The sequence below is a fragment of the symbiont of Argiope bruennichi genome (assembly GCF_051094275.1).
GTDB lineage: Bacteria > Bacillota_I > Bacilli_A > Mycoplasmatales > SG1.
Genome location: NZ_CP070274.1, coordinates 247976 through 262384, shown reverse-complemented (window position 1 = coordinate 262384; position 14409 = coordinate 247976). Strand labels below are relative to the sequence as shown.

The 14409-nt window shown below is 24.6% G+C and carries 14 protein-coding genes; all 14 read right to left on the bottom strand.

All coding sequences use genetic code 4. The features are described from left to right. Positions 1-20: 20 nt before the first annotated feature. The 14 genes from thrS to JTY60_RS01265 all read right to left on the bottom strand — a co-directional run bounded on the left by thrS (position 21) and on the right by JTY60_RS01265 (position 14240). The gene (gene thrS / locus JTY60_RS01330; protein WP_434414857.1) at positions 21-1934 is read right to left on the bottom strand and encodes a threonine--tRNA ligase; all 1914 of its coding nucleotides are present in this window, start codon (positions 1932-1934) and stop codon (positions 21-23) included. Beyond that, positions 1934-3337, bottom strand: coding sequence for a pyruvate kinase (pyk, locus tag JTY60_RS01325; RefSeq protein WP_434414856.1), 1404 nt, complete (start codon positions 3335-3337; stop codon positions 1934-1936). The genes thrS and pyk overlap by 1 nt, the downstream gene beginning before the upstream one ends. A 5-nt stretch (positions 3338-3342) precedes the next feature. Next, positions 3343-4305, bottom strand: a complete 963-nt coding sequence (pfkA, locus tag JTY60_RS01320; RefSeq protein WP_434414855.1) for a 6-phosphofructokinase — start codon at positions 4303-4305, stop codon at positions 3343-3345. A 6-nt stretch (positions 4306-4311) separates the two neighbouring features. Further along, complete coding sequence (gpmI, locus tag JTY60_RS01315; protein ID WP_434414854.1) at positions 4312-5871, bottom strand: 2,3-bisphosphoglycerate-independent phosphoglycerate mutase; 1560 nt, start codon at positions 5869-5871, stop codon at positions 4312-4314. Next, on the bottom strand, positions 5861-6604 hold the full coding sequence (tpiA, locus tag JTY60_RS01310) for a triose-phosphate isomerase (protein ID WP_434414853.1): 744 nt from the start codon (positions 6602-6604) through the stop codon (positions 5861-5863). The genes gpmI and tpiA overlap by 11 nt, the downstream gene beginning before the upstream one ends. Then, the gene (locus JTY60_RS01305) at positions 6594-7838 is read right to left on the bottom strand and encodes a phosphoglycerate kinase (protein WP_434414852.1); all 1245 of its coding nucleotides are present in this window, start codon (positions 7836-7838) and stop codon (positions 6594-6596) included. The genes tpiA and JTY60_RS01305 overlap by 11 nt, the downstream gene beginning before the upstream one ends. Beyond that, positions 7796-8983 carry a type I glyceraldehyde-3-phosphate dehydrogenase gene (gene gap, locus JTY60_RS01300; RefSeq protein WP_434414851.1) on the bottom strand — a complete coding sequence of 396 codons (1188 nt, stop codon included), beginning with the start codon at positions 8981-8983 and terminating at the stop codon, positions 7796-7798. Before gap ends, JTY60_RS01305 begins: the two co-directional genes overlap by 43 nt. A 107-nt stretch (positions 8984-9090) precedes the next feature. Continuing rightward, the gene (locus JTY60_RS01295; RefSeq protein ID WP_434414850.1) at positions 9091-9960 is read right to left on the bottom strand and encodes a hypothetical protein; all 870 of its coding nucleotides are present in this window, start codon (positions 9958-9960) and stop codon (positions 9091-9093) included. Between the two features lie 4 nt (positions 9961-9964). Next, positions 9965-11056 (bottom strand): hypothetical protein, encoded by a 1092-nt coding sequence (locus JTY60_RS01290; protein ID WP_434414849.1) that lies wholly within the window; start codon positions 11054-11056, stop codon positions 9965-9967. Next, positions 11043-11645, bottom strand: coding sequence for a hypothetical protein (locus tag JTY60_RS01285; protein WP_434414848.1), 603 nt, complete (start codon positions 11643-11645; stop codon positions 11043-11045). Before JTY60_RS01285 ends, JTY60_RS01290 begins: the two co-directional genes overlap by 14 nt. Beyond that, positions 11626-12438, bottom strand: a complete 813-nt coding sequence (gene mutM, locus JTY60_RS01280; RefSeq protein ID WP_434414847.1) for a bifunctional DNA-formamidopyrimidine glycosylase/DNA-(apurinic or apyrimidinic site) lyase — start codon at positions 12436-12438, stop codon at positions 11626-11628. Before mutM ends, JTY60_RS01285 begins: the two co-directional genes overlap by 20 nt. Before the next feature lie 178 nt (positions 12439-12616). Beyond that, positions 12617-13417, bottom strand: coding sequence for a hypothetical protein (locus tag JTY60_RS01275; RefSeq protein ID WP_434414846.1), 801 nt, complete (start codon positions 13415-13417; stop codon positions 12617-12619). A gap of 114 nt (positions 13418-13531) precedes the next feature. Then, complete coding sequence (locus tag JTY60_RS01270; RefSeq protein WP_434414845.1) at positions 13532-13906, bottom strand: hypothetical protein; 375 nt, start codon at positions 13904-13906, stop codon at positions 13532-13534. A gap of 55 nt (positions 13907-13961) precedes the next feature. After that, positions 13962-14240, bottom strand: a complete 279-nt coding sequence (locus tag JTY60_RS01265) for a hypothetical protein (protein ID WP_434414844.1) — start codon at positions 14238-14240, stop codon at positions 13962-13964. Between the last annotated feature and the right edge of the window lie 169 nt (positions 14241-14409).

Sequence of the window (14409 nt, the reverse complement as noted above, 5' to 3'; positions counted from 1 at the left end):
TTTGCATCATAACTTTAAAATTATATTATATTTCAATATTTTTTTAAAAAATTTATTTTATTTTTTAACTCTTTAAGAAAATTATTCAGGGTTGTTGTTTCTGAATTTTTATTTTGATATTTTCTAAAAGTAATTGTGTTGGAACGAAACTCTTGTTCACCAATAATGATTGTGTATCAGTATTTCATTTTTTGACTATTTCTAATTTTAAAATTAAAAGATTTATCAGAATCATCAATTGTTCCTGAAAAATTATTTTTTTGTAATTTTTTTTGAATTAATTTACAAAATGAAAGATATTTTTCATTTATCGGAATAATATTTACTTGAAAAGGGGAAAGAAAAAATGGAATGTTCCCTTGATTATTTTCAATAATAATGGCTAAAAATCTTTCATAAGTTCCAATAACCCCTCTGTGAATTAGAACCGGTATTTCTTTTTCATTTTTTTCATTTGTAAAAAATAAATCAAATTTTTTTGGTAAAAAATAGTCTAATTGTAGCGTTGAAAGAGTAATTTTTTTGTTCAACGAGGTTTTTACTTCAATATCAATTTTAGGGCCATAAAAAGCTGCTTCACCAATTTTTTCTTCAAACTCAATCTTATTTGAAATTAAAACTTTTTTTAGTTTATTTGTAGCTTTTTTTCAAATTGCACGATTTGCTAAAAAATTTTTTTTGTCGTTTGGATCATTAGTAGCTAAGACAAAAAAAACTTTTTCAATCTTTAAAAGATTTAAAGTTTTTTGAATAAAAGAAAAAACTTTTTTTAGTTCTTGGAAAAGATTTTTTTCAGAAACAAAGATATGTGCATCAGTTAAATGCATCATTCGCACTCGCTCAAGACCTGATAAACCCCCACTATATTCATATCGAAACTGAACCACTTCTTCAGATAACCTTAAGGGAAGTTGCCGATAACTTTGAATTAATTTTTGAAAAACAAGGCAGTGGTGTGGACATGCCATCGGTCTTAAGATTAGTTTTTCATTTTCAAAGTTAATTTCTGGAAAAATATTTTCCTTGTAATGTTCATAGTGACCACTTTTTTGATAAAGATCAATGGAACCAAGTAAGGGTGTCATTACTCTTTGATAACCAAATTCAGCTTCTAATGCATAAATTAAGTTAGCAATTTTTTTAAAAATCAAACTTCCGTTTGGTAAAAAAAATGGTAATCCTTGCCCTGATTTCTCATCGAAAAAAAATAAATTTTGAATTTTATTTATTTCTCTATGATCATATTTTTTTTGATTTTCTAGTTCCTTCAAATATTTTTCTAAATCATCTTTCAGATGAAAACAAATCCCAGATATTCTAATAATTTGATAAATTTTATTGTAGATTTCTAAATTAATTTTTTTGGAATTTAAAAGTGCAAAATTTTTGCAATCAAGAGTACTCTTTACGTGAGGTCCTCTACATAAATCAATAAATGAACCAATTTGATAATAAGAAAGAACCGAATCTTTTATTCTTGATAATATGATTTCTTTTAAAGGATCATTTTTAAAAATTTCTTTGGCGCTTTTTAAATCAATAACTTCTTTTTTGAAAAATAAATTACTTTTAATAATTTTTTTCATTTCAGAAGAAATTTTTGAAAGGTTAATTTCTTCCTCTTTTTCAAAATAAAAGTCATAGAAAAATCCTTCATTTGAAGAGGGACCAATTCAAAGCGAAACATTTTTATATAAATTTTTGACTGCAGATGCTAAAATATGGGCGCAAGAATGATTTAAAATTAAAAAATAATCGTAACTTTGATAATCAGTAATTAAAGAAATATTTGTCAATTTTTCATTAAAAACGGATAAATGATCAAAGATTTTATTATTTGCTTTTATGGCAAGTAATTTAATCTTTGGAAAATATTTTTTATTGAAGTCAGAAAAAGATAAATTTTTAGGAAATAAAATATTTTTTTTTGCCATTAAGCAACTTTATTTTGGTTTAAAAACAACATTTTGCCATTTATTGCCGCAGAAACTGTAGATGAAGCTTGAAATGTTGAAATATAAAATTGACTTACTTCTTTTCTTAGGTATTCTTTGTCAAAAATATCTTTTTCAATTGGAACAATGTTTACGTTGTAATATAAGTTTAAAAAGGTGTATTTTTTAATTATTGGTTCGGGAATAACAACTGAAATGATACTATGATGCCTTAAAGAACTAAACGCATAAATTAGTTTTAAATCGCATTTATAAAAAATAATAATGTCGGGTGAATATTTTTCAATAATTTCTGTTGCAATTTTTAAAGTGTGACTCGTACTTCTTTGAAATTTTTGAAAATGTTTAAAAAAATAATTTGAAAAGAAAATTTTTTCTGAGTATTTATTAATTTCTGTTAGGGTTTTAATCGCTTCAATTGGATATTTACCAGATGCAGATTCAGCACTTAGCATATTTGCTGAAGTTCCTTGAATTACAGAATAAAAAACATCGCTGGTTTCTGCTCTTGTTGGGGTAACATTATTGCACATTGATTCTAACATATGAGTTGCAACAATTACCAACTTATGATTTTCAAGACACTTATTAATAATATCAATTTGAATTTTTGGAATTTTGTAATATAAAACTTCAATTCCTAGATCTCCTCTAGCAATCATAATTCCATCACTTGCAGATAAAATTTCATCAAAATTTGTTAGGGCACTTTCTGATTCAATTTTTGAAATAATTTTAATGTTACTGTTGTAAATATTTAAGATTTCACGAACTTGATCAATATCGTTTTTACAAGAAACAAAAGATAGTGCTAAGTAGTCCACTTTGTTTTTAATAGAAAAAATAATATCATTTTGATCTTTTTCTGATAAAAATGGACAAGAAAGATTAATTCCTGGAAGATTTACTTTTCTTTTATTTACTAAAGTATGAGAATTCAAGGCTTCTGCTAAAAAAAAGTTTTTTTTAAGTTGCAAAACTTTTAGGCGAAATCGGTTATCATCCAACAAAATAATATTGCCAACTTTCACATCTTCTTCAATGTGAGGATAATTTATGGAAAATTTTCCTTTAGTACCAATAATTTCTTCGTTAAAAAATACTTTAATTTGCTCGCCTTTTTGATAAAAAAAAGCACCATTTTCAAAATCATGAGTTCTAATTTCTGGACCTTTAGTGTCAGAAATAATTGGAATATAACAATTTGATTGGGATTCAATGCTTCTAATAGCGTTTATTTTGTTTAAATGCTCTTCATGAGTTCCATGAGAAAAATTTAGTCTGATACAATCTGCCCCATTAATAATTGATTGAAAAAGTTTTTCTTTTGATTCGTTTGATGGTCCAACAGTAATAATTGACTTTGTTTTTTTGTATTTCATAATTTTTAACTTAAATAATTAATTTTTTCTAATATTTTATCAATATTTTGATTTTTTTCTGCAAGAGCATCAGATATTTTTTTTAAAACGATTTCACCTTTACATAAACAAACACAAACGCCAGAATAATTTTTTTCCAAAGCAAAAATTGCTTCTTCTCCAAATAGGGCTGCCATTTTTCGATCATAAAAAGAAGGTGCTCCACCTCTTTGAATATAACCCAAAACTGATGCTCTTGTGGTAATATTTGTCTTTTCAGTAACTTTATTTGCAAGTGCAAAAACATCGTACAAGTGCTCTGATACTACAATAATACAGTGGTTTTTATGAGATGATTTTGAATTTAAAGTTGCTTGAATGATTTCTTCTTCAGTCTTTTTTGCCTCTGGAATACTTACAAGCTCTGCCCCAGTAACTAATGCCGAATAAAGGGCTAAATTACCACTAAATTGTCCCATGGTTTCAATAATTGCACAACGATTGTGAGATGAGGAAGTATCCCTAATTTTGTCAATACTATCAACAATTGTATTCATACAAGTATCAAATCCAATTGTATATTCAGTCCCATTAATATTGTTGTCAATTGTTCCTGGAATCGCAATACAGTTGATACCTTCTTCACTTAGTTTTTCAGCACCTCTGTAAGTTCCATCACCACCAATAACAATTAAATTATTAATTCCTAAATTTTTTAAATTTTCAATCCCTTTTTTTCGAATTAATGGTGACGTAAATTCTTTAAGTCTTGAAGCACCAAGAATCGTCCCACCTTTGTTGATAATTCCAGAGACATCAAAAGAAGTTGCTTTTTTAATGTTGTTGTTTACCAAACCATAATAACCTTGGTAAATAAAGTAGCATTCATAATCCAATTTTAAAGCAGTTCTAACAATTGATCTAATGCAAGCATTCATTCCTGGGGCATCCCCACCAGAGGTTAAAATAGCGATTTTTTTTGTATTCATCATATCCTATCTTCTATACCAATATTTAAAAAAAATTAAGTTATCACCAGTCATTTTTTCGGGAATTAAAATATCTAATAAAAAAAGACAAGAAGGGGCAATATCTGATAATTTTCCAAATTCTTTAGAAAATTGTAATTTTTTATCAGTTATTAAGAATGGAACTGGATTTAAAGAATGAGAAGTTACTGGTCTATTATCATCTGTTAGCATGACATCAGAGTTCCCGTGATCTGCTGTCAAAACTAAAATACCATCTTTTTCTTTGATTTTTTGATAAATTTTTTCTAAATAATGATCGATTGCCTCAATCGCTTTAATAGCTGCTGCTAAATTACCAGTATGTCCAACCATATCAGAATTGGCAATATTTAAAACAATAACATCATAAAAATTTTTGTCAATTTGTGCTAATAATTTTTCTGTAAGTTCTGGCAATGACATTTCTGGTTTTAAATCGTAAGTTCTAACTTTTGGAGAAGGAATTAAAATCCGATCTTCATTTTTATAGACAATATCTAAACCGCCATTAAAGTAAAAGGTAACGTGTGCATATTTTTCTGTTTCTGCAATTTTTAATTGGTTTAGACCAAAGTTACTAATCACTTCGGAAAAATTATAAGATAATTGCTCATCTGGGTATAGAAAAGCATTAATTTTACAAGTTGATTGAAAATTTTTAATTGTTAAAAGAAAAATGTTTTTTGAAAGAAAATGATAATTTTTATTAAATTCATATTCATCATTGGTAATTGCAGACAATATTTCAATAACTCTATCTTTTCGATAGTTTGAAACAATTAACCCATCCCCTTTTGTTAAGCCAAAATGAATATTTTTATTAATTGCTGGTTCAATAAACTCATCGGTAATATTTTTTTCATAACTTTCTTTGACGTATGAAAGAACATCAGTAAAAGTGTTTTTTGAAGTACCACAAATGGCTTCATAGCCTTTTAAAACTCTTTCCCATCTTCGATCACGATCCATGGTGTAAAAACGACCAGAAATTGATGCAATATGGATTGAAACATGTTTAAAAGTACTAATATAATCAACAATTTTTTTGACAAAAAGATAACCACTTTTAGGATCTGTGTCTCTTCCATCAGTTATTAAGTGTAAGTAAATATTTTCAAATAAATGACCTACTGCTCACTTAATAAAAGCGATAAAATGGTCAATGTGGCCATGGATTCCACCGTCACTTATGATTCCCATAATATGAATGGTGTCATTGTTTTGTTTACAATAATCATAAATTTTATAAAGGGCTGGATTTTGATAGAAACTTTTATTTTCAATTTCTTCAGAAATTTTGGTAATTGTTTGGTAAACAATTCTTCCAGAACCAATATTTAAATGGCCAACTTCACTGTTCCCGGGTTGGTGTGGTGGTAGACCAACACTTTTTTCTGATGCACTTAATAAAATATTTGGATAAGTTTTAAAAAGATAGTCAATAAAAGGTTTTTTTGCCAGCTCAATCGCATTCCCTGGATATTTTTTTCCAATTCCATAACCATCTAAAATACATAAAAGCAGGGGTTTTTTATTATTTTTCATATTTTTTAATTAAATTTAGAAACGCTTCTTTTTTTAAACTTGAAGAACCAACTAAAAAGCCGTCAACAACAGCAATTTTTTTTAAAACATCAATATTTTTATCATTTACTGAACCACCATATAAAACAGGAATTGCTTCTTTAGTTTCTGGATAAATATTTTTGATGGTTTTTTTAATAAAATCAACTGCTAAAAAAATTTCTTCATCAGTGGCACTGATTCCGGTGTTGATCGCTCAAACTGGTTCATATGCAATGATAATATTGGAAATTTCATTGTTTTTTACTGATAATAACCCAAGTTTTATTTGATTTTCTAAAACTTGATAGGTTTCATTGTTTTGTCTTTGTTCTAAGGTTTCACCAATACAAAAAATTAATTTAAAATCGTATTTTAATCCCAGAAGAATTTTGGTATTTACTTTTGAATTATTTTCTAAAAATAAGTTTCTTCGTTCTGAATGCCCGATTAATGCATGAGAAATTTTTTTGTCTTTTAACATCAAACATGAAGTTTCACCCGTATATGCTCCATCCAAAAATTCACTGTAATTTTGAGCATAAATATTTCAACTTTTAGGAAAAAGTTTTTTTACTTGCTCTAAATATAAAAAATTACAGCAAATTCCAAGATTTATTTTTGAATGAAAATTTTTAAAATATTCTGAGAAATCGGTAATATCTTTAGACAATAAATTCATTTTTCAATTAGCAATTAAATATTTATTTTTCACAAATTATATCCACTCCAGGAAGAGTTTTACCCTCCAAATACTGCAAACTAGCCCCACCACCAGTAGAAATAAAACTCATTTTGTCTTGTAAGTTAAACTTATTACATGCAAATGCAGAATCACCTCCACCAACAAAAGTAAAACAATTTTTCATTTCAGAAACATAAGAAAATACTTCCTTGGTTCCAAGAGAAAAATTTTCAAATTCAAAAACTCCAACAGGACCGTTAATAGCAATAGTTTGTGCATCTGACAAATTATTTTCAAATAATTTAATTGTTAAAGGACCAATATCTAATCCCATGTGGTCAGAAGGAATTTCTTTGTAAGAAACAATTTTTGGCTTATCATCGCGAAAATCATCAATTACTTTAAAATCAATTGGCAAAATAATTTTATCCAAGTGAGTTTTTAAAAGATTTTTACAATATTCAACTTGATCTTCTTCGTGACCTGATTTTCCAACTTCAAATCCCAACGAATAAATAAAAGTGTAAGCCATTTTGCCACCAATTAGCAACTTATCAACTTTTTCAATTAAATTGTTGATAATTTTTATTTTATCGCTAACTTTTGCTCCACCCATTAAAACATAATATGGTTTTTTGGGATTAGAAGTTATTTTTTCTAATGCAAATAACTCTTTTTCCATTAAAAAACCAAGGCAGTTGTTTTTTTGAAAAGTTGGAATACCATAGTTTGAACAATGTTTTCGGTGTGAAAGCCCAAAAGAATTACCCACAAAAACATCACATAAAGAAGCTCAATATTTTGCTAATTCTGGATTATTTTTTGATTCTTGCTCATTCTCTAAATCTAAATATCTCGTATTTTCTAATAATAAAATTTCTTTAGATTTTAAGTTTTTTATTTGATTTTCAAATTCTTTTCCTTTATGTAATGGAAAAAAACTAATATTATAATTGGTATTTTTTTCAAAATATTTATATACTGCTCAAAGAGAATTTTTTTTTTTATCAGATTCAGATTTTATTCTTCCAAGATGAGAAAAAATAACAATTTTTGCGTTTTTTTCTAAAAGATAGTCGATTGTTTCAAAACTAGCCTTAATTCTTGTATCATCATTTACAACATATTCACCATTTAAAAAAGTTAAGGGAACATTAAAATCACAAGATAAAAAAACTGTTTGGTTTTCTAAAAAAATATTGCTTAGAGTTTTTTTTGTCATTAAATTTTGATAAAGTGAAGCAAAGTTCTTATCATTTGACAAACATAAGAATTTTCATTATCATATCAACTTAAAACTTTAATAATTGTTTTATTTTTATCATTTTGATAACATGAAGTAAAACCACCATCAAAAATTGATCCAAAAGAAGAACCAATGACATCTGATGAAACAATTTCTTCATCGCAAAAAAATAAAGTATCATTTTGAGCTTTTTTTATCGCATTATTTACATCATCTTTAGAAACTTTTTTGGTAACTTCAACAGTAATATCACAAATAGAACCAGAAATTGTTGGAACTCTTAGAGCAATTCCATTCATTTTTCCATTAAGTTCTGGAATTACTAAACCAATCGCTTTTGCAGCACCAGTAGTAGTTGGAATAATGTTTGCAAGACCACTTCTTCCTCTTCTTAAATCACTATGTGGTAAATCTAAAATTCTTTGATCATTTGTAACAGAATGAACTGTAGACATGAACCCTCAGTTTATTTTAAAATTATCATTTAAAACTTTAATTACTGGAGCTAAACAATTAGTTGTACAAGATGCAGCGCTAATAAGGGTATCTTTTTGCGTTAAAGTTTCATGATTTACATTGTAAACAATGGTTTTTAAGTCCGAAGATGGTGCAGAAACAATAACTTTTTTGGCGCCAGCTTTAATATGATTTTGAGCTTTTTCTTTTGAAGTAAAAAAACCAGTTGATTCAATTACTAAATCAATACCTAATTTTTTTCAAGGCAATTTTGAAGGATCTTTTTCTTTAAAAACTTGAATTTTTCTGTTGTCAACCACTAGATAACCATCAGTGTAAGAAATATCGTCTTTTGATAAAAAGGGACCTTGTGAAGTATCAAATAGTAAAAGATATGCTAAAGTTTTTTCATCTGTTAAATCATTAATGGCAACAATTTCAATATTTTCTTCACCCTCAATAATGTTGTAATATAACTCTCTAAAGGCAAGTCTACCAATTCTTCCAAATCCATTTATTGCTACACGAAGGGGGGTATTTTTTTCAACTTTTGTTTCAGTAGGTTTTTTTTCTGTAGCTTTTTTTGTGGTATTTGTAGTTTTAGTTTCTACAGGTTTATTTGCTGTTTTTGTTGTTTTTGAAGCAGTTTTTGTAGGTTTTGAACTAGATTTTGCTTTTTCTGATTTTTTTGCTGTTTTTGCAGGCATTATTTAATATTTCTTTCTGTAAAAGTTAAAATTTTTCTAAAATTTTAATATTTTTTTTATTTAATAATTTATTTTATAAAAAATAAAAAATAATTATTTATTATTTGTTAAATAAATTCAAAATTTTCTTTAAAAATAATCGCTAATTTTTCTGATTTAGGTAATAAAAACTTGTCATTTTTTGTATATCTTTTCAAAATTGCATCCAATGATAGATATGATAAAATAAATGTTTTTGTTTTATTTTTATCTCTTTCAATAAAAAAATCAAAAAAACATTGATCAAATGCATATGAAAAAAAGATTTCAATTCCAAATTCTTCAATGACCAAAATTTTTACTTTTTTTAAAATTCTTAATGCTTCATCAATTTTATACTTATTATCTTGATCAAAAATATATAATTGAAAAAAACTAATAAAATTTTTTCAATTCAATCAAATAATATCCTTTTCAACTACCAAAAGTTTTTTCGTAATAAAAACCAAAAAAGAATAATCTTGAATATTTGGTTTTTTGTTAATAAATAAACCTTTACCTTTCGGATAAGTTTCAATAAATTCATCAACTTTTGTTAAATATTTTTGGTAAGTTTTTTGACTAAATTTTAAATCTTGAATTTTAGAGACAGAAAAATTATTGTCCAAAAATGAAAAACATCGAATCAAACTATCAAAATAATGTTTTTTTTTACATTTTTTAATTGATAAAGAAAAACCATTATTAGGTAAAAAATTTGGAAGATAAAAATAACCTTTGTTGTTGTTTTTGCACTCTTGTAAATTTTTGCAATTTTTGCAAAAAATACTTTGATTTAAAAGACTTTCTAAATTTAATAAATCTAATGGTGTTTTAAAAATTTCATTTAAATCTTTATCTTTAAAAAATTCTTTTAAATCACTATTTTTTAAAACTTTATCAAATAGTTTTTTTTTATATTCTTCAGAGGCAAAATCAATTTCTTTTTTAGTGGCCATTTAGTTATTTTTTTTCAGTCTTTTTTAGAATACTTGTAAGTTTTTCATAAACTTCACTACCAGAAGTAATTTTTTTGGCAATAAAAGAATTCGCAATTGTTAAAAAATAATTTTTGGAAAAATGATAATTTTTTTTACTACAATAAAAAATAATACTGTTAATAAAATCTTTATCAACATTGTTTTTTTCCATAAAGTCATCAAAAAATTTAATATCTTCATCAGTAAAATTATAATCATTTCATTTAAATTCACAGGGAGTTTTTGAATTATAAATTTCTTTCAAATTATCTTCAAAAATATCAAAATCAATTTTTTTGTTAACTATGGCAACTTTTAGTGATTCTGTTAAATCAGTTCAATCGGTAATTTTATACTTATGTTTTAAATTAAAAATTTTAATAATAATATTGGTGTTTAGTTTGATGTCTAATAGATTTGACTTTTTTAATTGATCGTAAAAAGAAAGATAATTATTGCATGAAGGCTCGTTTGAATCTGATTCAAAAAGATCAATTTCTAAAGTTTTTTGGGCATCATGCTCTTCATCAATTTTACTGTTTAAAATTTTGGTTCACTTACCTTTAGAATAAATATCAAAAATTCCTGAAGAAATATTGGTTTTTTCTTTAAATATTTCTTTTCCTTCAATGTAATTTAAAGAATTCTCTTTAATAAAATAATAAGTATCTTTCCCAACTGTTAAATAAAGAACTTTATTTAAAATTTCATTATCAAAAAACTTATCTGGGGGTAACGGAACATTTACAACGTATTCTATCGTATTGTTTTCTAGTAATAAGTTCGTTCTTATTAGGCCAAAAGCTTCAAGGTGTGATTTTGCAAGTAAAAATTCAGACTCTTTAATATTTAAGATCGTAAAAAGGGTTTTATGGAAATAAGAGTTTTTTTCATTTTTGTTTAAAAATGAGGGGACATAATTCAACAAAGTTAAATAAACACTAATAGCGTCTCTTCCAACAATTGGTTGATATAAAAAAAACAAGTTTTTTATATCGGCAAAAAAAACTTTTTTTGAATAATTTACAAAAAAAGCATCAGAAAGTTTGTTCTTAGATTTACTAAATAAATTCAATTTCTTTTACCTTAAAATTAATTTTTCTTTCACTTAATGTTTTTTTAAAAAAGTCGGCGTCAGTACTTAAAATTTTTAAAAGTTCTGTTTTTTCATGATCATTTAAAACAGAAAATTTTTCTGAGAGATTTTGTTTTTTATTAACACATAGAATAATTTTATCAAAAGAAATTAAAGATAACATTTCTGACAAACAAAATCGCATATTAACCTCAATATATAAAGAAAAAAAAATAAAGTTTTTCTTTAATAATAAAATTTCTTGGTTAACTTTTTCAATCACTAATGGTCAAATAAAATTTTCTATTAATTGTATATTATTTTTATTTTCTAAAATAAATTTTAGAAGCAAATAATAATCTAATTTATTATTTTTTCATAAAGAAAGTTTTAAATTATTTTCAAAAAAATTTTTTACTTTGGAATTTTTTAAATATAACTCTTTTGCAATTTCATCACAATTAATAAAAAATACGTTTGAAATTTTATTTGGTAGTAGCTTTATTATTGATTTTAAATAATGGGTCTTTCCAACCCCAACATTTCCAGTAACTAAAAAAATTTGATAGCTATTTTTGGCACTTTTCACAATAATATGAAGAACGATTATTTATTTTAATTCTTTTGATTTTGTCATCACAAAGTTTGCAAGTTTGATTTGTTCTTTGATAAACATTTAAATTAACTTGAAACTTCCCAATATTATCGCCAACCTTAAAACTTTTAATAGTACTACCCCCTTCTTCAATTGCTTTCGATAAAACAATTCTAGAATATTTAATAATATCTAAAATTTCTTGATCATTTAGCGTATTTACAAGTCTTCATGGCAAAACTTTTGCTAAAAATAAAATTTCTGAAACATAAATGTTACCAATTCCAGCAACAAATGACTGATCCAATAATAACTTATATATTTTAATGCTTTTTTTTTGAATATTGTTCTTAAAATATTCTAAAGTAAATTTTTCAGAAAATGGATCAAATGATACATTTGCTAGTGGTTTATTTGAAAAAAGATCGATATCTTTTTGATATAAATAAATGGTTGCAAAGTGTCTTGTGTCATTTAAAAAATAAAAAATATTTTCTATTTCAAAGCAAAAAATATCATGCAAAGATATTTTAAATTCTTTTGATAAAATAAATTTTCCTTCCATTCTTAAGTGAATTAGTAAGTTAAAATTATCAGTTTTAATAATTAAATGTTTTCCAACATTTAAAACATCTAAAATTTTGTTATTTTTTAACTTTAAAAAAAGATTTTTATCGCAATTTTTTAAACTTTTATCTAAAAATAAAAAAACATTTTCAATTTTTTTATTTTTAAAATGTTTTAATAAAAAAAATTTTACTGTGGTAACTTCTGGTAATTCTGGCATTATTTTATTTTACATAATAAAAAATAGTTTTAATTTTTAAAAATAAGTTTTTATTAATTTAATAAAAATGTCAAAATACCAGAAATTGAAATTAATCGTTTAATAGTCTCTTGTTTAAATTTATTAAAATATCTTATTTAAAGTTTCTTAAAAAAAATTTTTTGAGTTTATTTATTTTTTAAAAATCTCTCATTTTTTCTCAGTTATTTTCATCTAATTTTTCACAATTTTTTTTAATTAATAATACTTTATCAGTACTAATTATTGTTTTATCTTCGTCTGTTTCAATTTTTTTAATAAAGTCAGGATCAAATTCTGAGAATAAATTTTTTATGTTGGATTTTGCATCATTATTACTATCATCAAAACTGTTTCCAGCAATAATAATAATTTTTATATTGAAATTTTTATAAATTTTTTTATTTTCATTCAATCATGCGATTCCAGATAAATTTGTTTCATGAAATCCAAAACCAAAAAAAATTACTTTATGAACTTTATTTACTCAAAGTGTCTCATTAAAATTATTGGGGTTTTTTATCTCATATTCTTTGTCATTAAAACCTAGAGATGGCTGCGTTCAAATTATTTTTTCATCTATTTTTTTTATAAATCAAGAAAACTCTAAGTCTATTAGTGGGTCAAAATATTTAATTTTATAAAATTTTCCAATAGAAGTTGTATTGTAATTATTTATCCGACCGTGAATATAAAGTAGCCTATTTTTTCTTTCATCAAAAAGATCTTTTTCTTGGGTTGAATTAAAATAAAAATTAAAATAATTATAAAAAGTTTCATCATAATTAAAGTTTATAATTTCTGTGTTTTCATAATTAAAAAAAATAAATAAATTTTTATATCAACTATTTTTAATTTGATCATCAAATAAACTGTTATTAAAATAATAACCGTATTGTAGTAAAGAACTAATCTCAGATTCTGGTCTGTTGACATTTTTATTATTACTAATTTTGGTCAAAACGTCATCTATGGTAAAAATTGAATCTCTATCTTTATTAATAGACTCATTAATAACATTAGAAATTTTTAATAATGATTTAATGTTATATATAAAAAAGAGTCTTTTTTATAGTTAAAATTTTTTTTGTATTTCAAGACTTTTTTCATCATAAAAAACAATTTGTGTATTTTTATCAAATTCTTTTTTAATATTTTCAATTTTTTCTGATAATTTCTGAAAAAAGTTTTTTATTTCAATGTCTTTAATATTTTCCCTAAAATTTCTTAACTCACTTTCAAAACGCTTGCTGAATGTTTTACTAAAATATTTTTCGCATTCTTTAAAAACATTAAATAAATTTTTTATCATATTCTTAAAAATTGAGTTGTGAAATTCTTTGAGTGTCGGAAAATCAAAACATTTTGAAGCTCCAGAACCAAGTATAATTACTGTATTTTGCTCTTTAGTGGATTTTTTTGCTTTTTTTGCAGTTTCAGTATTAGTCATTTATAATTTTTTTTTTAAAATAAAATTTTTAAATAAAAATTAATTTTTATTTAATTTATTTTCAAAAATTTCATCACTTTTTTTGAGGTAAACTAACTTTTTTAGAAACTTCTGAATTGTTATTTAGTTTAGTTTTTTGATCTAATGTTTTTTTATTTAATAAAGAAGTAGTTATTTCTTTGTTATCTTGTCCTAACAAAAAAACATCTTGCAAAAGTTTTTCATGGGTTTTATCCTCAATTACTGCAGGATCTTGCAATAATCTTGAGATTTCTTCTCGTAATTTAGTATATTTTGAAATATTTTTAGCGCAAAAATTGTAAACGTTTGACAAATGTTCTGTTAAGTGATAATATTTTGGTTTTATTAGTTGTAATTCTTTTTTAAAAAAACGTTTAGGATCAAATCTTTCAAGCGAAGTGCCTCTTTTTGTTAAGTTAGCATATCTTTGGTAAAAATTTTGACTAATAATTGATCATAAAATTACATGAGTTGAAACCTCT